General features: G+C 40.7%; 19 protein-coding genes. 11 read left to right on the forward strand and 8 right to left on the reverse strand.

The features are described 5' to 3' along the window. The first annotated feature begins 44 nt into the window (after positions 1-44). The 4 genes from LEP1GSC185_RS18075 (at position 45) to LEP1GSC185_RS18090 (ending at position 5,797) form a co-directional block, all read left to right on the forward strand. Positions 45-3,626 carry a SpiroCoCo family coiled-coil protein gene (locus tag LEP1GSC185_RS18075; protein ID WP_008592218.1) on the forward strand — a complete coding sequence of 1,194 codons (3,582 nt, stop codon included), beginning with the start codon at positions 45-47 and terminating at the stop codon, positions 3,624-3,626. 237 nt (positions 3,627-3,863) lie between these two features. Beyond that, the gene (locus LEP1GSC185_RS18080) at positions 3,864-4,097 is read left to right on the forward strand and encodes a hypothetical protein (RefSeq protein ID WP_010515511.1); all 234 of its coding nucleotides are present in this window, start codon (positions 3,864-3,866) and stop codon (positions 4,095-4,097) included. Between the two features lie 7 nt (positions 4,098-4,104). Continuing rightward, the gene (gene map, locus LEP1GSC185_RS18085) at positions 4,105-4,860 is read left to right on the forward strand and encodes a type I methionyl aminopeptidase (RefSeq protein WP_008597167.1); all 756 of its coding nucleotides are present in this window, start codon (positions 4,105-4,107) and stop codon (positions 4,858-4,860) included. Positions 4,861-4,873: 13 nt separating this feature from the next. Then, positions 4,874-5,797 (forward strand): DUF350 domain-containing protein, encoded by a 924-nt coding sequence (locus LEP1GSC185_RS18090; RefSeq protein ID WP_008592605.1) that lies wholly within the window; start codon positions 4,874-4,876, stop codon positions 5,795-5,797. A gap of 2 nt (positions 5,798-5,799) precedes the next feature. Here LEP1GSC185_RS18090 and LEP1GSC185_RS18095 read toward each other — a convergent pair whose 3' ends face one another. Next, positions 5,800-6,162, reverse strand: a complete 363-nt coding sequence (locus LEP1GSC185_RS18095; protein ID WP_008592439.1) for an LIC_11502 family protein — start codon at positions 6,160-6,162, stop codon at positions 5,800-5,802. A 16-nt stretch (positions 6,163-6,178) separates the two neighbouring features. Here LEP1GSC185_RS18095 and queG point away from each other — a divergent pair, with 16 nt between their 5' ends. Further along, positions 6,179-7,108, forward strand: coding sequence for a tRNA epoxyqueuosine(34) reductase QueG (gene queG / locus LEP1GSC185_RS18100; RefSeq protein ID WP_008592830.1), 930 nt, complete (start codon positions 6,179-6,181; stop codon positions 7,106-7,108). Positions 7,109-7,152: 44 nt separating this feature from the next. Here queG and LEP1GSC185_RS18105 read toward each other — a convergent pair whose 3' ends face one another. From LEP1GSC185_RS18105 to LEP1GSC185_RS18120, 4 genes are all read right to left on the reverse strand, one after another. After that, positions 7,153-8,202: an LIC11966 family surface protein gene (locus LEP1GSC185_RS18105; RefSeq protein WP_008592956.1), complete on the reverse strand. Its 1,050-nt coding sequence runs from the start codon at positions 8,200-8,202 to the stop codon at positions 7,153-7,155. 1 nt (position 8,203) lies between these two features. Then, positions 8,204-10,276: a carboxy terminal-processing peptidase gene (locus LEP1GSC185_RS18110; protein WP_008597264.1), complete on the reverse strand. Its 2,073-nt coding sequence runs from the start codon at positions 10,274-10,276 to the stop codon at positions 8,204-8,206. 141 nt (positions 10,277-10,417) lie between these two features. Next, a complete protein-coding gene (locus LEP1GSC185_RS18115; protein ID WP_008592089.1) occupies positions 10,418-11,110 on the reverse strand; it encodes a Pr6Pr family membrane protein in 693 nt (230 codons plus the stop codon). A gap of 49 nt (positions 11,111-11,159) precedes the next feature. Then, positions 11,160-12,050, reverse strand: a complete 891-nt coding sequence (locus LEP1GSC185_RS18120; RefSeq protein ID WP_008592896.1) for an AraC family transcriptional regulator — start codon at positions 12,048-12,050, stop codon at positions 11,160-11,162. Between the two features lie 157 nt (positions 12,051-12,207). On the opposite strand from LEP1GSC185_RS18120, the gene LEP1GSC185_RS18125 reads away from it, so the two are divergent. The 4 genes from LEP1GSC185_RS18125 (at position 12,208) to rfaD (ending at position 17,126) form a co-directional block, all read left to right on the forward strand. Continuing rightward, the gene (locus LEP1GSC185_RS18125; RefSeq protein ID WP_008592677.1) at positions 12,208-12,960 is read left to right on the forward strand and encodes an SDR family NAD(P)-dependent oxidoreductase; all 753 of its coding nucleotides are present in this window, start codon (positions 12,208-12,210) and stop codon (positions 12,958-12,960) included. A gap of 232 nt (positions 12,961-13,192) precedes the next feature. Continuing rightward, positions 13,193-14,323: an A/G-specific adenine glycosylase gene (locus LEP1GSC185_RS18130; RefSeq protein WP_008592499.1), complete on the forward strand. Its 1,131-nt coding sequence runs from the start codon at positions 13,193-13,195 to the stop codon at positions 14,321-14,323. A gap of 23 nt (positions 14,324-14,346) precedes the next feature. Beyond that, on the forward strand, positions 14,347-16,104 hold the full coding sequence (locus tag LEP1GSC185_RS18135; RefSeq protein ID WP_008592765.1) for a UbiD family decarboxylase: 1,758 nt from the start codon (positions 14,347-14,349) through the stop codon (positions 16,102-16,104). Between the two features lie 56 nt (positions 16,105-16,160). Further along, positions 16,161-17,126 (forward strand): ADP-glyceromanno-heptose 6-epimerase, encoded by a 966-nt coding sequence (gene rfaD, locus LEP1GSC185_RS18140; protein WP_010515518.1) that lies wholly within the window; start codon positions 16,161-16,163, stop codon positions 17,124-17,126. A 36-nt stretch (positions 17,127-17,162) separates the two neighbouring features. Here the strand turns inward: rfaD and LEP1GSC185_RS18145 are convergent, their stop codons facing one another. The 3 genes from LEP1GSC185_RS18145 to LEP1GSC185_RS18155 form a co-directional block, all read right to left on the reverse strand. Next, positions 17,163-17,465, reverse strand: coding sequence for an ArsR/SmtB family transcription factor (locus tag LEP1GSC185_RS18145; protein ID WP_008592190.1), 303 nt, complete (start codon positions 17,463-17,465; stop codon positions 17,163-17,165). Between the two features lie 443 nt (positions 17,466-17,908). Further along, positions 17,909-18,679 (reverse strand): SDR family NAD(P)-dependent oxidoreductase, encoded by a 771-nt coding sequence (locus tag LEP1GSC185_RS18150; protein ID WP_008592292.1) that lies wholly within the window; start codon positions 18,677-18,679, stop codon positions 17,909-17,911. Beyond that, on the reverse strand, positions 18,663-19,367 hold the full coding sequence (locus tag LEP1GSC185_RS18155) for a hypothetical protein (RefSeq protein ID WP_008592866.1): 705 nt from the start codon (positions 19,365-19,367) through the stop codon (positions 18,663-18,665). Before LEP1GSC185_RS18155 ends, LEP1GSC185_RS18150 begins: the two co-directional genes overlap by 17 nt. 621 nt (positions 19,368-19,988) lie before the next feature. Between LEP1GSC185_RS18155 and LEP1GSC185_RS18160 the strand changes: the two genes are divergently transcribed. Together LEP1GSC185_RS18160 and recN are read left to right on the forward strand one after the other, a co-directional pair. Continuing rightward, positions 19,989-20,972, forward strand: coding sequence for a GDSL-type esterase/lipase family protein (locus LEP1GSC185_RS18160; protein ID WP_010515521.1), 984 nt, complete (start codon positions 19,989-19,991; stop codon positions 20,970-20,972). A gap of 148 nt (positions 20,973-21,120) precedes the next feature. Next, the gene (gene recN, locus LEP1GSC185_RS18165) at positions 21,121-22,827 is read left to right on the forward strand and encodes a DNA repair protein RecN (RefSeq protein ID WP_008592067.1); all 1,707 of its coding nucleotides are present in this window, start codon (positions 21,121-21,123) and stop codon (positions 22,825-22,827) included. Positions 22,828-22,878: the final 51 nt, after the last annotated feature.

A 22,878-nucleotide genomic window follows, 5' to 3' on the forward strand; every position in this document is an offset into this window, starting at 1 on the left:
TCTTTGAAGGGTTTTCTTCATCGAATCTTCGTGAAACTCTAAGTATGGGCCTAGAACTTCTTTTACCCTTTTTAGCCAGTGTAGGCATTACTATCCTTCTTCGTAGGATGGACAAGTCGAATTATAAGCTCAGCCAGATCAAAAGATATACTGGCAAACTCCAGGAAGAATTACAAGAGATCGCCCTGGAAAAAATCCAATCCGTAAAAGATTCCGGAATAGAACTGGAGATCAGTTTAAAACAAACCAGAAAACTTGCGGAAGAGGTAAGAGGTCTGAACGAAGAATCCAGGCAATTACTGGAAACAATCCGTTCCAATCGGGATTTTTTAAACGCGGTTACATTAGATCTTAAAGAAGTAGTTCATCTTTCTTCTGACATTCGCCAAGAGTCCCAATCCATCCAAGACGGATTGCAAAGATTGGAGCTGGGCAAAAAAGAAGTATCCGGGATCGGAAATCGTATCCAAGAACTTCGTTCCGAGGCAGAAGTTCTTCTGGAAGCATTCCAAGAAAAACTTAATTTCCGTTCGGATGATATCCTTCAATCACTCGCCTCTAAAATCGTAGAGTTAGAAGGATTATTAGAAGTCAAAGCGGATCGAATCGAATCCGGTTTGGAAGAATTGGGAGAAGCTTTCCGCCAAAGATTAGAAGCCCAAACCAAGTCATTATATCATGAAACCGTAGGCAAAGTAGATAACGCTCGAGAAGAAGTTCAGTCTCTTCTGGAATCTGTAAAAGCAAAAGAAGAAGATCTGGATGCAAGAACAGATCGTATGCAGACGGCATTTTTATCCGTATCCGAAAAAATCGATCGTTTAGAAACTAGAGTGGATGAGAAGGCAGAGCTTGCGGATCGTAAATTGGAGGAAACCTTCTCCCATAATGAATCAGTCATTCGCCAAAAGTACGATCAAGTATTAGAACAAGTAGTTCATTCTAAGGAAGCGTTCTTAAACGGAGTTCGAATAGAGATAGAAGCCATTCGTAAAGAAATAGAAGGAATGAGCCTCGAAACGCTTACTAGACGCGACGAGATCTTAAACGAAACCAGACGCCAAGCAGAAGGGATCAACGACTCTATCAATATCTTCCAAGAAAAATATTTGGAAGCTGAGAACAAATTACTCAAGCAAGCGGATTCACGTAAAGCGGATCTGATGCGTCAGATAGATTCTTTCGAAGACGAATTCAATCGTATTTCCAGCAGTCTAAGAATAGAAGCGGAAGATCTTAGAAAAGAAATCCTTTCCGGACTAAAAGAATTCCATTCCGCTTTAGAATCGTCTCGCTCGGAAGAAGAAAGAAAATCCAAACTCAAATTGGACCAAGTCAGAGAATCCTTGGAAGAAGAACTAAAAGTACTCCAACACTCTCAGGCGGAAAAATTCCGTGCGGACTGGGAAACGATTCAGGAAAAAGTTAAGGACTATTCTTCTCAAATTTCCACTCGAATGAAAGAGATAGATGCTTCCGTTAAGGAACTAAAAGTTTCTTTAGAAGAGGAAGTAGGGGCATTGCACGCTTCCCATTCAGAACGTTTCCGTTCCGAATGGGATTCGATTAGAGAGAATGTAAAAATTTTCGACGTCCAGGTCTCGACTAGGATGAAGGAAATGGATTCCTATGTAAAAGATATCCGAGAAGCTCTGGAAGGAACTGCAGGAGATATTTTAGGGGAAGCGGAATCTAAGGTAAGCGAGATCGGTCTTTCTATCGAAGACGAGTTCCGCAAAATGGACAGAAGATTCGAACACTTCTCTCGTTCTTGGGAAGAAGAAGTACAATCCCAGAAAAACCATACCATGGATGCGATCCGTGGATTGGAAGAAAGACTGGGGCAGATCCATTTTAAAGGCGCGGAATATCTGGAAGAATTCTCCAAATCTTATGCGGAACAAAAAGATAAGATCGAAGAATTCGTATCTAAATATAAGGCGAACTTCCAGAAAGAGGGAGACGAGGTCAGAGAGGAGCTTGTTTCTCGTTTTAAAGACCTGAAAGCGGAAGCGATCACAAGCGTAGAAAACGTAAAAGTCGAATATTCCGCGGCGGGAGAAAGATTCGAAAATCTTTTACGCAAGAACGAAAAACTTTTAGAAATGCAAGCGGAGAAGATCCGTACTTCCACCGAATCCCAACTGGAAAAAGCGGGAGAGCAGGCAAGAGTCGTTCTGGACAAACTGAAAGAATCCGGCCAAGACTTCTTTGAAAGACAGGAAGAAAAAATAGACCGTCTCAACGATACGATCGATTCCAAGATCAACAGGCAATTGTCCGCACTTTTAGATAAAGGTCAGATCCAACTTAGCCAATTGGAAGAAAGGATCGCAAAACATCTAGCGGATGTTAAACGACATCTGGAAGAAGCTTTAGATTCGGGGATCAAAGAAAGCGAAAGCCAGATGAAGGAATTCCAAAATCAGGTAAAATATCTCCTGAAAGAAACCGAAGAATCTTCGGAAGAATTCCTAAAAACCGGAAGAGAAGAATTCCAAAAGGCACAGAAAGAATATCGTGTGCTCCAAATAGATCTTCGCAAAGATCTAGAAGAGATCCAAGATGCAAAACGTTCCCTTTTCTCCGAGCTGGAAGAAGAAGCGGAAAAACTGCGCTCTTCCGTGGACGAGATCTCGGAAAGGATACTGGATGCGGAGAAACGTTCCGCTCTCTTCTTAGATGTAAAAGAAATTATAGAACGTTCCGAAGAATTCGTCTCGGAGATGAAAGAAGCTCTAGAAGATGCAAATCATACGGAAAAAACCTACGAGGATCTGGACCAAAACTTAGTTCGGATCAAAAAAGTACAGGAAGATCTGGAAACTCGTATTTCTCAGGCAGAAGAGAGAAGTGCGGAAATCCTTTCCATAGAAGAGAAAGCGGAAGTCTTAAAAGAAGAATTCGAAAGGATCATGGAAGAATCTTCTCATTGGAACGATACTCATCGCAAGCTTGTGGAAGCTGGAGAAAGGGCATTCGAAATGGAATCCCGCTTCTTGGATCTAGAAGATCGTCTAGGCAGAGTAGTCTCCGTTAGAGAAGAGATCAAGCAGCTTGATCAGGACAGCCAAGGTCACAAAGAGAATTCATTTAAGTTAGCCCAAAAGATACGCGAGATGGAAAAAGAGATCTCCGTAATAGAAGCTAGAGAAAGAGAAGTCGCAGAAACTCTTAAAAAAACGGACGATAGACTAGAGACTCTTGCAGGTAGAAAAGAAGAGATCCTGTCGGTAGAAGCTAAGTTCGATAAGATAGAAGACCTGATGTCTGAGTTAGGAGAGCGTCATAAACAGATCAGCACTCTTCAGCAAAGGTTAGACGATATGAAAGAAGGTGCTCTATCGGTTAAGGACGACCTAGAAAGTCTACTCTCTGAAGCAGAAGATACCTTCGAAAAACTTTCTACGTTCATGGATGTTGTCCAAACCAATATGTCTAAGACCGGAGGGGGAAAGTCCGGTAAGGCTCAAGGCCAAGATCCCTTAGTCGCTAGAAAGAAAGCAACTGTGTTGAATTTATTTCACAATTTCCATTGGCAACCCGAGACGATCGCTGAAAAATTAGGGCTCGAAACTTCTTTGGTCCAAACTATCATTCAAAACGAGACGGTGAAAAAGGGATGATTTTTTTCTTGACCCCAATGTTTTTCCCCAATATGTCTCGTTCCCACTTGTATTATACGACATGCAAAAAATTTCATAGGGAGATCCTTTCGTTTTTAATAAAAAACTGAAATTGTAGGGCAGCATTCCGAAAATGATTCCTTTTTTCGAGGCATCTGGAAACGTATCACAGTAAATTTGACACGTTCCGGCAAAGTCTCGGGATGGAATAAGGAGAGGCTCCCAAAGCTCGTTCGTATGGTACAAAAAAAGAAAACTACTGTTAAGAGGAAGAATTCCATGGCTCAAAGCGCTGAAAAGGATACCCTCATCGTCGCAAGCAAGGTAAAAGCTTATATCAAATCTAAAGGCTTTATGACTTCCGGAGACGCGGTCGATGGCTTGAATGAAAAGTTATACGGACTGATCGACGATGCTTTAAAACGTACCGAGGCGAACAAACGCACTACGGTTAGACCAACCGACTTCTAATCCATTCTTGATCTACATCAAGAACAAGACTGAAATCGAGAAAATGAGGGCGGCGGGCAAATTAGCCGCCGCGCTTCTGGACTATATATCCGGGTTCATTCAACCCGGTATAAGTACTCTTGCGATCAATGATCTCTGCGAAGAGTTCACGAAGAAGCATGGAGGTAAGTCGGCACCTCTAGGTTACAAAGGTTTTCCGAAATCGGTTTGTACTTCAATCAACGAAGTCGTTTGCCACGGAATCCCAAAGGCAATTGATGTTCTGAAAGAAGGTGATATCGTCAACGTTGACGTGACTCCTATCGTAGATGGATATCATGGAGATAGTTCTCGTACTTTTATCGTAGGCGGTAAAACTTCTCCCGAAGTGGAACGTTTAGTTAAAGATGCGGAACGTGCCATGTGGATCGGAATAGAACAAGTAAAACCAGGAAATCGTGTAAGCGATATAGCAAATGCGATCGACGATTATCTGACCCCTAAAGGATACGGGATAGTCAGAGACCTGATGGGCCACGGAATAGGAAGAGGCTTCCACGAAGAACCTCAAATCCCTCATTATCGCTCCGGCCGTAAACTAGCCAAATTAGAACCGGGAATGACATTCACTATAGAACCAATGGTGAATTTAGGAACTTGGGAAGTTATCTTTTCTAAAAAGGACGGTTGGACTGTGACTACGAAGGATGGAAAATGGTCCGCTCAGTTCGAACATACCATTCTTGTTACTGAAAAAGGCTATGAAATTTTAACCCAAGCATAGTAATCTGTCGTGCATGGATTTCGTTTGGAAATATATTTCTTTACTAGGTAAGGATCTCGCTTTTTTCGTTTTAGGCTTTTTGGTCTTCTACATCGGCAAAAAACTGAAAGACTGGACGGAACCTCGCAAGCTGGACGAGGAATTAGTAAAATCCGATAATAGTGCTCTCGCTTTAAGTTTATCCGGTTACTATATCGGGGTCATTATATTATTTATCACTATAGTTTCCCATCCTGGAGAAAAAGGAGATCTACTCGGAGATCTTTTTCAAGTGTCTTCCTTTTCGATCTTAGGAGTGTTACTTCTTCTTCTTTCCCAAAAGATCAACGACGGATTGATCTTAGGCGGAATAGACGCAATCGAAGAAATTTACGAAAAAAGGAACTTAGCTGTGGCTTCCGTTTTATTCGGAGGAACGATCGCCAGCTCCTTTTTTATAGCTGCTGCATTGAATGGAGATATTGGAGAGAAGGTATTTCCACAAGGATTAGGCATAGCAGTTTCCCCGCTTGTAGAAAAGACGATCATTGGATCGATTATTTCCGTAATTTTTTTCTCGGTGGGCCAGATAGGGATGGTCCTATTTTCAGTTTATTATAAACTTTGGATCCCTTATAAACTTAGATTAGAGTTGGAAGAAAAGCAGAATCTGGCAGCGGGAACAGCATTTGCCGGGGCATTACTTGCGATCGGGATCTTACTCACAAGAGCATTGTTTAGAGAATTTGAATCCTTGTACCAAACTGGGATCTTATTACTTTTAGATTTGGGACTTGCTTTTATCATTATTCCTATTTTACATTTTTTTGCAGACTGGGTTGTGCTGCCCGGCTCTACATTAAAGGAAGAGATTGAAAGGGATCAAAATTTCGGAGCAGGACTTCTGGAAGCGGTAGTTCTTGTATCCTTCTCTGCTATTATATTTTTTGCGATTTGAATTCAGAATAGGTCATGGGAGGAGTATAACTTCCATTCCAGATGATATACTTTTTTGATCCCAAAGTCGCAAGCTGCTTGTAAAATCATTTTTTCATTCGATTCTTGGGATAGAATAGAATAGGCGTCGGTTAAATCCGAAACGATCTCTGCAAAGATGTATTTATGAGTGGGTAAGAAGGGAGAAAGTCCTCTTTCTTCAAATCCTCGCAGCGCTCCTAAAAGTCCTGCGAGTAAGATCCTGCCTAACGGTCTTGTCCTTTCTTTCGGAAGATCGAGGCCAGCTTCTTTTGCCGCGCTTAAAAGTTCCTGGAGAGGAATTCCTCCGGATAGAGAAAGTAAGGATGTTTCTTCTCCTTCCTGCATAAAGAAAGAATACGATATGCTTCTTGAAAGTAAAGAACTTCTGGACGAACTGAAAAATATCGCAGAGACGAACGGTTTCCAATTATTCGGAGTTGGACCGGCTTCCGTTCCGTCCGAGGACAAGGAGAATATTCTCCATTGGGTCGAAGAAGGCCGTCATGGAAATATGGATTGGTATCCTAAAAACATGAATCTTAGACTGGAATTGGACGGATTAGGATTCAAGCCACAATCGGTAATCGCGTTAGGCGCTTTATATAACGATCCCGAATATGAAAACTTGGATCTGCCTTACCGATTTTCCAGATATGCGATGGGAGAAGATTATCATTCCGTTCTTCGGAAAAAAGCGTCCGGCCTATTGGAGTTTTTAAGGAAGAAGTTTCCGAACCAAAAGTTCAGACAGGGAGTGGATTCTCTTCCTGTTCCTGAAAAAATTTTGGCAAGAGAAGCCGGTCTTGGCTGGATCGGGAAAAATACGAATTTGATCCACGAAGAATACGGTTCCTTCTTTTTTATTAGCTTAATATTTACGGATTTTCCTCTCCGTTTTGCTTCCATCCAAGCAAAGGACAGATGCGGGACTTGTACTGCATGTATTAATTCTTGTCCAACAGGAGCCTTGGAACCTTATAAGATCGACGCACGAAAATGTATTTCATATAAAACGATAGAAGATAGATCCGAGAGTGTTGACTCTCTACATGGTTGGGTCTACGGATGCGATATTTGCCAAGAGATTTGTCCTTGGAATCAGGTTAAGGCGCGTAAGAAGGGCTGGAAAACTGAGATAGCTGAATTTAAGATCCGAGATCTATTCAAAAAAGAAAATCTCTCGGATCTGGATGAAAATGAATTCAAAACATACTTTAAGGATTCCGCAGTCAGTAGGATCTCCTATTTCCAGCTTAAGCGAAACTTGAAAGTAATTGGCAGAGAGAAATAGAAATTCTTTTCTTCTACCAATTAAAGTTCGAACTCTCGGTCAAATTACTTTTTCGGAACATGCTTGGATAAGAAGTTTTTATTGGACTTGTTCCATTGCTCTATCAATATGCCTCGCTGCTTGTTCAGGGTTTGGTTTATCTTGTTATAAGTAGGTACTAACGAGTTTACTTCTGCCAAAAGTTTATTATGCGTGTCTACATCCTCTTGAGTGCGATCCTTCGGCTCTTTTTCGTTAAATTTCTTTTTGTATGCTTCGAAACGAGCTTCTTTCATGTAGTATTCGATTAGAGTAGGGATCTGCTCTTTTGCTTCCGTCTTATAGAAGTTCAGGTTGTTTTTGCATGCCTGGATCAAGGATGAATCTCCCTCATAAGGGACAACCTTATCCAACAATTTAAGACCTTCTTCTGCATACTTTAAAAGTGTTTCTCTATTTTGTTCGATAGCCTTTACGTCTTGGTCTTTGAGAGCTTGTAATAAATAAATTTCTTGTTTATAAGGTTTGAAGTCGATTAAGTAGATTTCGTCTTTATAATTCATTACCTCGCCTGATTTTTTCAATAATTGACTCATTCTATCTTTACTTTCGTAAAGAGTGATGTCATTGTCCTTCGCAAAAACTCTTTGTTCCTTTTCGAATTTTTCGGCCGCCTCATGTAATCTTTCACCTGCTTTCTTCTCTGCGAGCATGTAGGCTTCCATTGCATCGTAGGATTGTTCTGCGGCTTCTTTTAGATCGACTAACTTTCCGTAATCTTCTCTCAAAACTGTATAATATACATTTAGATACTTGATGACTGCGTCTTTTAGGTCGGAGCTTCCATCGTATTTTGTGGCCTGGTTTGCGTTCAATAAGGCTTTTTCCACAGAGGTAATGATAGCGGTTCTTTTGGCTTCCTTGTCTTGTTTGCTATTACTATGTGCCAAAGCTTGGATGTATGATAAACGATCTGCCGATATTTTATCTATCGGATCGGTTAGTTCGTTTAAATATTTCAAAGCTTCCGCCGAACTTTTTGCTGTTAGATTAGTCGCAAAGGAAAAAACCAGTAAGGTTACTAGGATTTTCCATACCATTCCTTTATATTTCATGCTACTTTCCTTCATTATGATTTATGAAATCGCTAATAATGTTGTAAGACTCTTCTACATATGGATCGGATTCGAGTCTATCTTTTTTGACCTTGAATATTTGGTTCTCTAAGCTACCGCTATGAAACGATTTTTTATCAAATAAGGTTGATTGAGAGCTGAAAATTGAACTTTTGAGAACTGAAATTTCGTTTATTTTACTTATTACATTCTCTCTTTCAGAATAGAATTCAAAAAAGTCCTCTGGATCTAGGGGTATTTCCTTGGGCTTAGATAGCCATTTTTTTGCTTCGCTTTGAATGGAGTCTATCTTTTGAAAAAAATGATTTCTTTTAATTCGATCTGATGATTTATTTTTCAAAGTGCGGATAGGGAGTTCCGGTAAAATTTCATAATGAATCTCCTTAGATATGGAGTTTGGGAAAAGACTATTTTCAAGATCTGTTTCACGAAGAGGGAAATTATTCCATTGAGGGAGTTCTATGTGAGGTGCTACGCCTTTTTGCTGGTGACTTACATTATTTAAACCGTAATATAATCCTGTAGTTAATTTTATTTTATCGATCTTGTATTTCCCATCTTTGATGGTTAAAAATTTTTGTGAGCTAGCCTTTCCGAAAGAAGACGAGCCTACGATCAAAGCTCTATTATAATCCTTTAATACATGAGATAAGAACTCAGGGCCGGAAGCGCTCTGGGAATTTTGGAGGATCAACAAGGGACCAGAAAAAATTCTTCCTCTGTTCGGATCTTTCAAGATATTTAATTCCCGATTGCCGTTTTCATTCAGAAAAAGAGGACCTTCGTCGATAAATAATCCGGCCAGATCCATAGCTTCCTGAAGAGAGCCGCCATAGTTGTCCCTTACATCTAGAATCAGGCCTTCGATCGATTCGCGTTTTAATTTTAAAATCGCTCTTGCTATGTCCTCCGAACATCCAAGGAGATCCGTTTCCGAATCTGTATAGAAAGAAGGTAGATAGATATAGCCGATCTTTCTTTCTCCCTCTAATACCTGGGTAAAAATGAAATCCTCTTCCTTTGCTATTTTTGTCTTTTGGAGTTGGATCCAAACTGTTTTACCTGAAAGTTTTCTTACCTTAAAGAATGCTTTTTGGGGAATTTCGCGGTTGATTAGAATGTAAAGTTCCTCTGCGGAAATATCGGCTACATCCGTTCCTGTATCGGAATTTAACGAATTGCGTATCTCTACTATTTTGTCTCCTTTATGGATCTCTCCAGAATTCCAAGCGGCTCCACCTGGATAGATTTTTGAAATACGTGTATCTCCAAATTGGGAATGTTCGAATTCCAGCCCAAAACTTAAACCTTTATCAAGATCTGGGGAGCTAAATTTCTTTCGAAAGGAATCTGAATAAAAACTACTATGTGGATCCAATTCTTTTAACATTGCGTCCAAAAACTGAGAGCCTAATAAATCAATCATCTGATCGGAGGAAGTCAAGCTGCTCCGTAATCTATAGATTTCGAAGTTTAGAATAGATCTTCTGATCTTTTTCCTTTCTTTTTTAAAAGCTTTTGAGAATTCATCAGATGACCTATATTTTCCGATTTCGAAAAATTGTTGTAAGGCTTTACTTTCTATGTAACTGGCCCATCTCTTCTTTAAGGAAGGTAGGTCTTTTTGATATTCAGTTTTTCCTTTTTGGTATATCCTAAATTCGTCCGGGATATTCTCTGAGTCCTGATCCAACATTTCCAAAAATAATGACAACCTATTGCGAAAATGAAAGGCGAATCTAATGGCTATTTCCCAAAGCGCGGAATTGAGTTCGGAAAGGTTTTGATGTTCTTGGAACATTATGGAAAATTTCCGCATATCCTCTTTTAGATAAATCAAACCCTGGGGATCTAATTCAGAAAGAAAACGCTCTGCGGAGTTGATATAATATTTTCCGTTAAGTAATTTGGCTTTTCCATAATGCTGCTCCTCTAAAATTTTTATAAGGTGGGCTGCTTTGTCCGCCGGTGTAATTTCTGAATCTGAAAAATTCGCTACGGGTAAGATTAGGAGGATAGAATAGAAAACGAGTTTCTTATGGGCGAAGCGCATAACTTACCCGATGCTGTAATAGTTTAACATGGCTGCAAATCTTTTTAGCGGATATTTCCTGAAGAGATTTGCGAAATTTAATCTTCTTATTATTTCGATTTTGTATTATAGAATAATCTGAGCTTTATCGAAACTAACTCGTTATTTTGGCAAAGAGATTCTTCCGAATTTAGGGGATAAAAGTCTATCTAGGATCGCTAAAAATCCCGCGATCAATAAAAACAGAACGAAGATCCCGACAATATTTATAAAAACTCCTGAATAACCTAAACGAGGAACATCCATAATATTATATGGATACCATTCTATAATAGCACCTCTAACTAATGTGAATACCGCATAAGCTATCGGAAGGATCGAAGCTAAAAGAATTCTGCGAAGTGTTACCGTTTTTGCAGGTCCGAAAATGACCCAACCGATTACCGCTATGATAGGAGCAATATCGTGCTCTAGATGACTCGCAGTATCTGCAATTATATCGTTCTTAGGAACGGTCTGCAGTACGAAATTAAAGACGATACCAGTGATAGTAATATCTATGATCCCGATCAATCTCCAAATATGGAAAGCAGATGAGGTCCGATCCAAATTGAATACAAGAAGAAGAGTAGTGATCCCTAAGATCAAATTGGACTGAGTCGTGAAAAATGAAAATTGATTAAGTAAGCTGCCAATTCCTGGACCGAATGTGCGAGTGAAACCTGCGTTTGGCGGAAGAGAGGATTCGTGATGGTAAGCATACCAAAGTTCCAATAGAACTCCCATGAAACAAACTAGAGCGGTAGAAGCGAATACTAAGCGAGCCAGAGTGACATTCAGTTTAGAATTTTGCATTTGATTACTTCTCCGTTTAGAAAAACCGATCGCTGGATTTTTATGAGTCTTAAAAGTTCGTCAATGCTAATTTTTCTCTTAGGCTAGATGCATCTCTCATCGGAGAGTCACCGAAAAATCTGGAATATTCCCGATTGAATTGAGTTATACTTTCGTATCCTACTTCAAAGGCGGCACGAGATGCAGAGTAGTCACTATGGACTAAAAGTTTTCTTGCTTCGAGCAATCTAAGCTGTTTTTGGAATTGGACAGGGCTCAGTCCTGTGATCTGCTTAAATTGTCTATGAAATGTGGTAACCCCTAATCTGGATCTTTCTGCTAAACGTTTTATTTCCATGGTGGCTGTATAATTTTCTCTGATCCATCGAATTGCAGGATAGATATTCGGTCCTTTGCCTTGGGTTTGGCAGAATTTCCTCAAACGCCATCCTTGCGGACCAAGGAGAGTTCTATATAATATTTCTCTTTCATAGACTGGGGCGAGTGCGGGGATATGTTCCGGAGTTTTCAGAAGTCGGAGCATTCTTAGCCAAGCTTCCAAAAATTCTGAGGAAGCTTCACATGCCTTAAATTCTTTATTTCCATTTTCTTCCGAAGGATCTTTAGGAAGGTCATTCAACAAATCCAGAATGGAGTCTTGGTCCAACTCAAGGCCCAAGGATATATAAGGTCCGTTTTTGCCTTGTTGCACTTTTCCTGTCGCAGGGATATCCGAAGAGATCACAAAGTAAGAAGGTGCCTTAAATCGGATAGTCCGTTCTCCGATAGAGATTGTTTTACCTCCCTGGACAACTAATCCGATCATAGGCTCATAGATCGCGGCGAGTTGATATTCGGATACTTCTCCCTTTATGAGTAATATTCTCGGAAGGGCGGTCTTGGTGGGTTGAGAGGTTGCGCGAATTGTCAGTTCGGCAATCTCTTTCAAGATTTCTTTCATTCTGTAATATAAAAAAGAGCAGTATATTTTCTAAAGCTAAATCCTGAGAATATTTCAATTTAATAATGGTTCGGTAGGATTAGGCAATCAATCGGTATGATCGCATCTTTACGTAATTTATAAAATCATCTAAGATCAAATTCTATTGGAGGACGTCATGAATATAGCAATCGTCACAGGAGCAAGTAACGGGATCGGAAAAAATACCGCGATCGAATTAGGTAAAAGAGGGATCGGAGTGATCTTAACTTATCATTCGGATAGAAAAGGAGCGGAAGATGTTGTAAAGGAAGTGGAGAAGAATGGTGCAAAGGCTGTTTGCCTTAAATTGGATTTAAGTCAAAAGTCTTCTTTCGAAAGTTTTACCGAACTTGTAAAAAAGAATCTAGAAGAGATTTGGAATAGAAAAACTTTCGATTATTTAGTGAATAACGGAGGTATCGGAGGGGGAATGCCTTTCACAGAGATCACGGAAGGATATTTCGATCAGATACTGGACACGAATTTTAAAGGACCTTTCTTTATAACTCAATATCTTGTCCGATTTATGGAAGATGGCGGGAAAATTGTGAATACGTCCAGCTCATCCAGTCACGGATCTTTTGTAGGATATTCCGCTTATGGAGCTTCCAAAGCAGCTTTAACTTCTTGGACAAAGTATCTTGCGAAGGAGCTTTCTCCTAGAAGGATCAGAGTGAATGCGGTTTCTCCCGGTCCTACGCACACGAACCTTGGAGGTGGTGCCTTTGATAAATATCCGGAATACATCCAACCGTTAGCGGACCAGACTGCTCTGGGAAGAATAGGAAGTCCGGATGATATCGCTAAGGTGATCGTAAATTTATTGTCCGATGAGTTCTCTTGGGTAACTGCACAAGACCTAGAGGTTTCCGGAGGGTTTTTACTGTAAGTTATTGTGGAAGTGTTCTTGTAGGAGCTCCTACAGAGTTTAGGATTCAGAATATACTTGCTGGTTTGGGTTTTTTGTGATATGGCGGGCTGATTAGAGATTGCCCCGTACCACCGGCGGCCCCCACCCAGAATTTGGGTGGGGCACCCAAAACAATTTTGTAGGAATTCCAACAAATCCGCTTCGAAAACTCCTTTTCTCCCTGGAGTAAAAGGCTTGGATAGTCAGATACATGCGCGCAGGTCTGAAACAAAAAGAAGTCGATCTTCCGGCCTACGAATTCGATCCAAAAACGAATTTAAAGCTTAGAAATTGGTTCTTAAAAGAAAAGAGAGACCTGGCATTTCGAAAGAACAGAACTCCTTATTCGACTTGGGTAAGCGAGATCATGTTGCAACAGACAAGAGTTGCAGCAATGCTTCCTCTTTACGAAAAGTTTATGCATAGATTTCCAAAACCGGAAGATCTTGCGGTCGCGGAAGAAGAAGAAGTATTTCGTTATTGGCAAGGTCTGGGTTATTATTCCAGGGCTAAAAATCTTTTGGCTGGAGTTCAAAAACTCGTGAACGAGTTCGGTGGGAAGTTTCCCAAAAGTTTGGACGATGCTCTTTCTCTTCCTGGCGTTGGACCTTATACCGCCCGTGCTATTCTTTCTATTTCTTACAATCTACCTTTTGCCGTTTTGGATGGAAACGCGAAAAGAGTTCTTTCTCGTTTAGTCATGTTCAAAGAGTCGGGACCTAAAGCGGATCCGGCCTTGCAAAAAATTGCCGATTCTTTTTTGAACTTGGAATTTCCGGGAGATCATAACGAGGCAGTGATGGAATTGGGTGCCCGCATCTGTATTCCAAAACCTTTATGTAATGAATGTCCTCTTCAGAACGACTGCTTAGCCTATCAAAACGGGGTCCAAGAAAGGATTCCGGAGATGGAAAAGAAAAAAAAGGAAATCCCCTTAAATATTCGTTTCTATATCCTAAAAACCGAACAAGGAATATTACTCGTTCGTTATCCGGAGAGAAGGTTTTTTAAAACGATATATTCTTTACCTTTTTCATTCGAAGGAAAAAATCCTTATGAAGCGGATCCTGTTTTGGATTGGACTTTAAAACCAGCCGATCTCGGGATCAAATTTAAACATTCGATCACTCACCATAAGATCCAAGGTTTCGTTTCTGAAACGGGCCTGGATCCAAGAACGGAAAAAAAGATCCTGGAGAATTTTCGTAAAATTCGCCCTTCTATAGAGATCAAATACTGTAATTGGAAAAATTTGGAGACGGAGTTCCCTTCTTCCATTGCAAAAAAGATCAAACAGACCTTGGCTAAAGACGGAGCAGTCCTGCCGGGGATAGAAAATTAAACAAATCGCCAAAAGGAAACACTATGAACATTCGATCCACTTCCGAATTCGTAAAAGAACTTTCAAAAAAAGGAGAACTTTTGGAGATCAAAGAAGAAGTGGACCCTATTCTGGAGATCGCCGAGATCCAAAGAAGGGTAGTTTCCAAAAGAGGGCCTGCAGTTCTATTCTCGAATGTAAAAGGGTCCAAATTTTCCGTAGCTACTAATCTATACGGCTCGGAGAACCGGATCAAAATAGCGTTCGGAGAAGATCCCGAAAAGTTTATTCAAAAAATTGCATATACTGCAAAACATCTGATGCCTCCCACTCCTAAAAAAGTCTGGGAAGCAAGGTCTCTTGCCTGGACAGCTTTGAAAGTCGGATTACGAAAAGTAAGTAAGGCTCCCGTTCTTGATTCCGAGTTACAAAGCACAGAAGAATTGCCTGCCTTAAAATCCTGGCCTAAAGACGCGGGAAGATTTATCACATTACCGTTGGTCTATACGGAAAGCCCCAAAACCGGAAAAGGAAATTTGGGAATGTATCGCATCCAATTCCACGAGCCAAAACTCACCGGGATGCATATACAGATCCATAGGGGTGGTGGCTTTCATTATTCGGAAGCGGAAGCAGAGGGTAACGCACTACCTGCACATATTTATGTAGGAGGTCCGCCTGCGCTTACAATATCGGCAGTGGCCCCGCTTCCGGAAGAGATCAGTGAATTCCTTCTCGCCTCACTTTTATTGGGCGAAAGATTGAAAGTTATAAAAAACAAGAAGATCAGCCCACTTCCTATCGTTGCGGATGCGGACTTTGCGTTGATCGGAAAAATCCCTCCTAAGATCAGAAGACCGGAAGGTCCTTTCGGAGACCATTATGGATATTATGCTTTAAAACATGATTATCCAGTATTCGAGGTAGATAAAATTTTCGCACGTAAGGATGCGATTTGGCCCGCAACAGTTGTAGGACGTCCTCCGCAAGAAGACCACTGGATCGCAGAATATTTACAACATCTGCTATCTCCGATGTTCCCGATCGTGATGCCTCAGGTAAAAGGAATTTGGGCTTACGAAGAGTCCGGTGTACATTCCTTGGCGGCAGCTATCGTAAAAGAAAGATACAAAAAAGAAGCATTCATGGGCGCCCTTAGGATATTGGGAGAAGGACAACTATCTCTCACTAAATTCCTGATCGTGACCGACCAAGAAGTCCCGTTAATGGATTTTAAAACAACATTCCTTGCGGCTCTGGAAAGATTCCAACCGGAAACAGACCTACATATATTCTCTAATATTTCTCAAGACACTCTGGATTATACAGGACCGAAAGTGAATGAAGGAAGTAAGGCTGTTTTATTGGGAGTCGGACCTAAAACCCAAAAACTGAAACCTAAGATTACTTCAAATATTAAAAATTCTAAATTCAAAAATCCTAAAGTATATTGCCCTGGAGTTTTGGTTGTTTCCGGACCGAAATACAGAAAGGGGGATGGGGCCTTAGAGGTACTTCGCAAAGAAGCGATCATTCAAGGATTCTTATTTGTGTTCTTGGTGGATAATTCGGAAGAGGCCACAAAATCGGATCATGATTTTATCTGGAATGTATTCACAAGATTCGAACCTGCTGCGGATATCTTTGGAGATTCTAAAGTTGTGCGTAATCACATTTCTTTCCAAGGCCCGATACTTGTGGATTCTAGATTAAAAACTTGGTATCCACCTGTCCTAGAAGAAGACGCTAGGATCTCCAAACAAGTGGAGACTAGATTTGGTAGACTTTTGGATTCGCTATAGGAACCTGTCCCTTAGGCTTTTGAAGCCTGCTTTACGGACTAGAATTAAATGGAAGAATGGGAATGAAGCGAGTCATCGTTACCGGCGGGGCCGGACTGATCGGAAGTAATATAGTAAGACTTCTAAACGAGCAAGGGATTTCGGACATACTTATCGTAGACCATTTAGGTACGAGCACCAAATGGAAAAACCTAAGAGGTTTAGAATATACTGATTATTCCGAAAAAGAGGAATTCCTACAAAAAGTCCAAACCACGGATATTTTAAAAGATTATTCTCATATTTTCCATTTGGGCGCCTGTTCATCCACAACGGAAACGGATGCTTCTTATTTGATCCGAAACAATTACGAATATACGAAGATCTTAGCCGAAGAGTCTTTACGTAAAAAGATACATTTTTTATACGCTTCTTCGGCAGCTACATACGGAGACGGGCAATTCGGATACGACGATAAGGCTCCGATCCATTCTCTCAAACCGTTGAATATGTATGGTTACTCAAAACATATGTTCGATCTATACGCATTAAAGAAAGGGTTTTTAGATAAGATCACCGGAGTGAAATACTTCAATATTTTCGGATTCGGAGAAGCTCACAAAGAAGATATGAGATCTGTAGTATTAAAAGGATACGAACAGATCTCCTCCGAAGGAAAGTTAAGATTATTCAAGTCCTATCGTCCCGACTATAAGGATGGGGAGCAAAAGAGAGACTTCCTATACGTAAAAGATGCGGCAAAGATCAGCTTGTATCTTTTAGAAAACCGTAAATTTGGATTATATAATGTGGGAAGAGGACAAGCTGAGACTTGGAAATCGCTTGCTTCCGCATTATTTAAGGCAATGGGAAAACCGGAGAATATAGAATATATGGAAATGCCTGAGAGTTTAAAGGCAAAATACCAATACTATACGAAAGCGGAGACCCAAAAACTGATCTCAAGCGGTTATAAAGAAGGATTTACCGATCTGGAAACTGCGATTGCGGATTACGTGAATTTGCTGAGAAAGGAAGAATAGTCAAAGGGGTCCATTTGAACCCCCCACAGCTATTAATTACTTAGAAAAGATCTGAAGTAAAGATTTTGCGAATGCTTTGAATTTTGCGTCTTTGATGGAGTAGAATACTTGGTTGGAAACTTTTTTGCTTCCTAGGTATCCTGCTTCTTTCATTTTGCTTAAGTGTTGAGATGCAGCTGATTGGCTGATACCAAGTGCGTCTACAAGTTCTCCAACGCTATGTTCTTTTCTAGAAAGATGGAGAAGGATTTTTAATCTGTCAGGATGAGCTACTGCTTTAAGTCCGCGGATGGTAGAATCCAGATGAGTTTTTTTAATTTCTAACTTTTGGGCTGCCATAATCTGCCTTCTGTTGTATTTGAATCCACTCTAACATAACCTTTGAAATTTACAAGGATTTCCGAAAAGTATCTCTATTTTTTGTAAAATTATAAATCATGTAAATTATGATATAATTATGTAAATAAAATGGAAAATAATTTATTACCAATTGTAGAAGTAATAACCTCAAAGCTTACATATATTGAATATTATAACTTTCAATCCTTCGAATATTAGAACCCTCTTACGTTTAGAAGATCCCAAAAACTCAATATTCTAATTTAACAATAAACTAAATATGTACTATTATAAACTTCGAATTTGCCGGAATTCTAATTCAAGAAAACGTTTTGAAGTGTGGGCCTAACTAAGATAGGCGAAACGGGATTATTAAAGGCAAAAGTGTGGAAGAATTAAGGAAAACTAATGGACTGAAGAAGGGAATAAAAGGAACAAAGGGGTCAAATTTTGACCCCTCCGGAAATTTCCAAAACGACTCCGTCTACCAGATCGTTTTGGGCGATGAATACCGCAGTACTTGCAATTTCATCCGGTCTACCCAATCTACCGATCGGGATAAGAGCTTCCCATTTTTTGAGAGCTTCCGGATTCATGTCTTTCATTACCATTTCAGTAGCGATAAAACCGGGCGCTATACCTGCGACCCTGATACCGTAACGGCTAAGTTCCTTGGCCCATAACTTGGTCATGGCTGCGACACCCGCTTTTGCTGCGGAATAGTTGGTTTGACCAGGGTTACCATGCATAGAAACGGAAGCGATAGGGATGATTACCCCTTTTGTACCGTTATTTACCATTTGGACCGCCGCTTCTCTACCTGTTAAGAAAACTCCAGTCAGGTTAACGTCGATCACCGCCTGCCATTCTGCTAAAGACATCTTGGAGGCTACTTTACCGGTTTGTTTATCAGCTTTTATTAAGAGACCGTCTCTCAATATCCCTGCGTTCAAAACTGCGATATCTACCGATCCGAAAGCGGAAACGGCTTGTTCCATCAGCTCTACGGCGTCTTTTTCCTTAGAAACGTCTGTCGGAACTGCGATTACCTTTGCGCCTAATGCTTCGATCTCTTTTTTAGCACCGGCAAGTTTGTCAGCGGAGATGTCCGATAGAACGATATTGGCTCCCAATTTCGCAAAATGAAGGGCCATTTCTTTGCCTAAACCTCCGGCGGAACCGGTGATTACGGCAGTTTTATTTGTGATTTCCAACTTGGTTGATTTCCTTACTTCTAATGGTTACGTAATTGTCGGTGAAAGGGATCTCTACCCTGGCGACGGTTTCAGCGGCGCTGGTTTGGATCCTGAATAACTTCGGATCAATATTCTCACTTTTGAGAAGGATCATGATAAGGGCGATCCCAAGACCGGCCCCCTCGGTATTGTCCATATTATCCATATAGAACTCGGCGATATCGTTGTATTCCATCGCCTTTTTCATCTTCTCCCGCATACGAGATTCTTCGATCTCGATCACTGGGGTGTTATTCACGACTTCGACCACTAGACCATCAGTGGTATAGGTGACCGAAATTTTGACAAACACGCCTCTGGCAAGACAACGTTTACCGTATTCGTCGGCCATTTTTTCGGAGAAGTTCTCTTTGAATTGGGCCAGACCTTGGTCGTAATGTTCATGATTTCGGATGTCCAAACCTAGATCTTCGAAGAAAACCCTTTTTTGGTTGGCCTTTACTCCATTGATCGCCATTTCTTTGGTGATCGTATACAACATCTCGATGTATCTAGTTTGGCCTAATTTTTCCAGAACTTCCGTAAGAATACGTAGAACGTATTTTTCCAATTTGGAGTTCATTCTGGAAGATTGAACGGAGATGCGGGAGCGGTTGAGGATGTATTCGGAGAGCTGGGCGTCTAAATGTTTGAAACTTTTTGCCATGCTCGTTTAGTCCTCTGCGGGGAAAAATCGATACCCAGTGTTTCCCCTAGGACGAATCATGCAATCAAAAATCGGAGCCTCCCAGATCTCAAAAAGGATACAAACGGTTCGGTGGGTCGTGTCCGATCCACCGAACTTTGTCCAGATCGGACCAAACTTTTACCTTATCGAGGTCCCATAGGGAGGGAAGATATCCGCAGTGAAAGCGGAGTGTCGCACAAGGCATGCAAGTGTTTTGTTTGAATACTATAAAAGATCTGGAGTTTTATACCTTGGCTCGATCTTTCGCGGATTGTAGGAAAGGGATCTAATTCTCTATTTTACTTTCGAATTCCTGAGAAATAATTCATCGGCGCAAAAGGGGTCTAGAGAGACTGTTATTCATCGTAGAACAAACTTTTTCTTGGGTATCGATCCAGGTTCATAAATAAAAATTCAAGTTAGTCGTATAATTCCTTGTTGATCCGTAAATAGAATTCAGATTTTTAAATTTTTTATAAATTATAATATTATTTATAATTAACATTCTATATTTAAGAATGGAAATATTTTAGCCTAAAGCGAACGGTTTCGTTTATACTGAAATACAGTCAGAATTACTTAATTTAAAAGGAAAACCCGATGAAATTAAAAAAAATCTATCTTGGGAAATTTGCTCTATTACTTTTTCTTTGTAATATATCGTTACAAGCGCAAACTGTACCATATAATCTTAATAATCCGGTTCGAATCAGACCGTTCGGCGATTCGATTACGTACGGAGTACAATTTGCCTACGGCTTTCCGTTTTGTTACGTAAGCGCTGTTAATCAGTTTATTTGCTCCCCGCCGATCGCCATAGGAGGAGGATATCGTGGCTGGATGGCAGTCTTCTCCTTTAATAACGATGGAATAGTATTTAGTACGGAAGGATACCAAGCAGGAGGATCTAATATAAGCCAATGGGAATCGTTTACCCAGATGCATGACGGTTATCCTGGTTGGACGACTGCTGATTTGATACCGATTGCTGGTCTGCCAAGCTTCTCCGACATCACGTTAGTACATGCCGGAACGAACGATATGTGGCCGATCCTAAAAATTGCAAATCCCACGGATGCTCAAATCGATCAAATTGCGTCTACTGCCGGAGCTAATCTTTTCCTTTTGCTCAATCAATTGCTTGTGAATAACCCGAAGGCATATATATTTGTGGCAAAAATTATCCAGGTTTCGGCGCCCCAAGCTTCTTATTTCAATTTCGACTATAACACTGTTAATAAAGTCATCTTTAAGTATAATAATTATATTTCGAATAATTGGATAAATGTTCCCCCTGCCAATCGAGCAAGGATGGCTCTTGTGGATATGTCCCAATTATTACAGCAAGGATCTGACTATTCAGGGGATGGAGTACATCCGAATGCGTCCGGTTATATGAAGATTGCTTGCACATGGATCCGGGCGATCAAAGGGAAACAACCTAATTTGCAGGAGCCTTGCGCAGGTGTTGCGGATGCAAAATCGATCCAGAAAATGACTCCGTCGGAAAGTGAAACAAAACAAATGACCCTGCCAAAGGAACAGTTTCAAAAGATGCTCCAGGGAAAGTTGCGCCCTCAGTGAAATCAATTTTCCTTCTCTCCCAAAAAGGAGAGAAGGAAGAAGAAACCGAAAAGCTAAATTCGTATATTTTTAAGAAATACTATACAAAAAAATAGTTTACATAAATAGATAAATATTCGATTAGTATATTGTTGTCAGGAGAAAAACCATGCTTCAAACAATTACAATTCGAGATTTTGCATTAATTGAATCCGCCCAGATCGACTTAAGAGGGGGCTTAACTGCGATTACTGGAGAAACAGGTTCCGGAAAATCCCTCCTACTGGATGCTCTTTCTTCCTTGCTCGGTGGTAAGAGTAGCACAATGGATATCCGAACCGGCTCGGATAAGTATTGTCTAGAGGCTGAGTTCGATATTTCTCAGAATCCAGGCGCAAAGACGTGGATGCAGGAACACGGATTCCCTTTAAACGGCCCTGTGATCGTGATCCGAAAAGAATTCACTCGAGACGGAAAAACAAAGATACAGATCAATCATTCTCTTTCTTCCGCGCAGGTGCTTCGCGGTTTAGGAGAGATCCTATCCGAAGTGCATAACCAAAACGACCAAATTCTGCTTTTGGACAAGGCACAACAATTGGACATCCTGGATAGTTTTGCAGGGTTGCATACTCTTAGAGGAGAGGTTAAGGAAGGTTTTTTAACCTATAAAAGTCTCAAAAAAAGACTAGAAGAATTGGAATTATCTCACGCGGACAGAAATCGTAAAAAAGAGATACTTCAATACCAGATCGAAGAGATCCATTCTGCAAACTTAAAACTTGGAGAAGAGGAAGAACTAAGTAAGGAGGAGAACCTACTCGTTCATGGCGAAAAACTCGCGGAAAACTTGGATATAATCACTGGCTACTTGCATGAAAGCGAATCTTCCGTTTTGGGAATTTTTCCGAAAGTATTGGCTGCTTCCGATAAGATCAAAATTTTGAACGAATCATTAAACGAAATGGATTCTGCACTTAAGGAGGCATATGTTACTATCCGTGAGATCAATGCCACTGCCCAGGACCAAAAGGAAGAGGTATTTTTTTCTCCGGAAAGACTCTCTCACGTTCAATCCAGACTGGATCTGATCCAAAAACTGAAAAAAAAATACGGAAATTCAATCTCTGAAATTTTAGAAACGAAGAAGAAGGCAGAAGACGAACTTTCCGCCCTAGAACAAAATCTAGATTCTAAAACATCTCTGGAAAAGGAAAAGAAAAAGGCTGCGGACAAATTGACCCAAGCATGTTTGCAACTTTCTAAATCTAGAAGGGAGGTATTGAACAAGTTCGAGTCCAAACTCAAATCGGAGCTGGAAGTTTTGGGAATGAAAGGAGCCGGACTACAAGTGGTACTTCGCTGGGAAACAAGTCCCGAAGGAGAAGTAGAAGCCCAAGGAAAGTCTTATTTGGTAAACGAATTCGGATTGGATCAGGCTGAATTCTATTTCAGTCCGAACCCCGGAGAAAAGCCAAGACCACTTCGTAAAATCGCTTCCGGGGGAGAAATTTCCAGAGTAATGTTGGCCATCAAAAGTGTGCTTGGTTCCAATTTTGACGGAAAAGTTTTAGTTTTTGATGAAATTGACTCTGGTCTGGGCGGAGAGATTGCTTCTGACGTAGCAAAAAAACTCAGAACCCTTTCTAAAACTCATCAGATCATATTGGTCACACATTTACAGCAGATCGCAGCAGCTGCAGACCATCATCTTCTTGTGAGTAAAAGACTCAAAGAGGGAAGAACTGTCTCCGAGACTGAATTCTTGGGAATGGAGGAGAGGACCATGGAACTTGCGAGAATGATCGCGGGTCAAAATATCTCCAAAGGCGCTCTCCATCACGCAAAGGAATTGCTCAAAAAGAAGGCGGTATAATTCGTCTTCTCAATTTCACTTTTTACCGGGGCAGAATTTGCTTCCGGTAAA

It is taken from the genome of Leptospira licerasiae serovar Varillal str. VAR 010, from assembly GCF_000244755.1.
Taxonomy (GTDB): domain Bacteria; phylum Spirochaetota; class Leptospiria; order Leptospirales; family Leptospiraceae; genus Leptospira_B; species Leptospira_B licerasiae.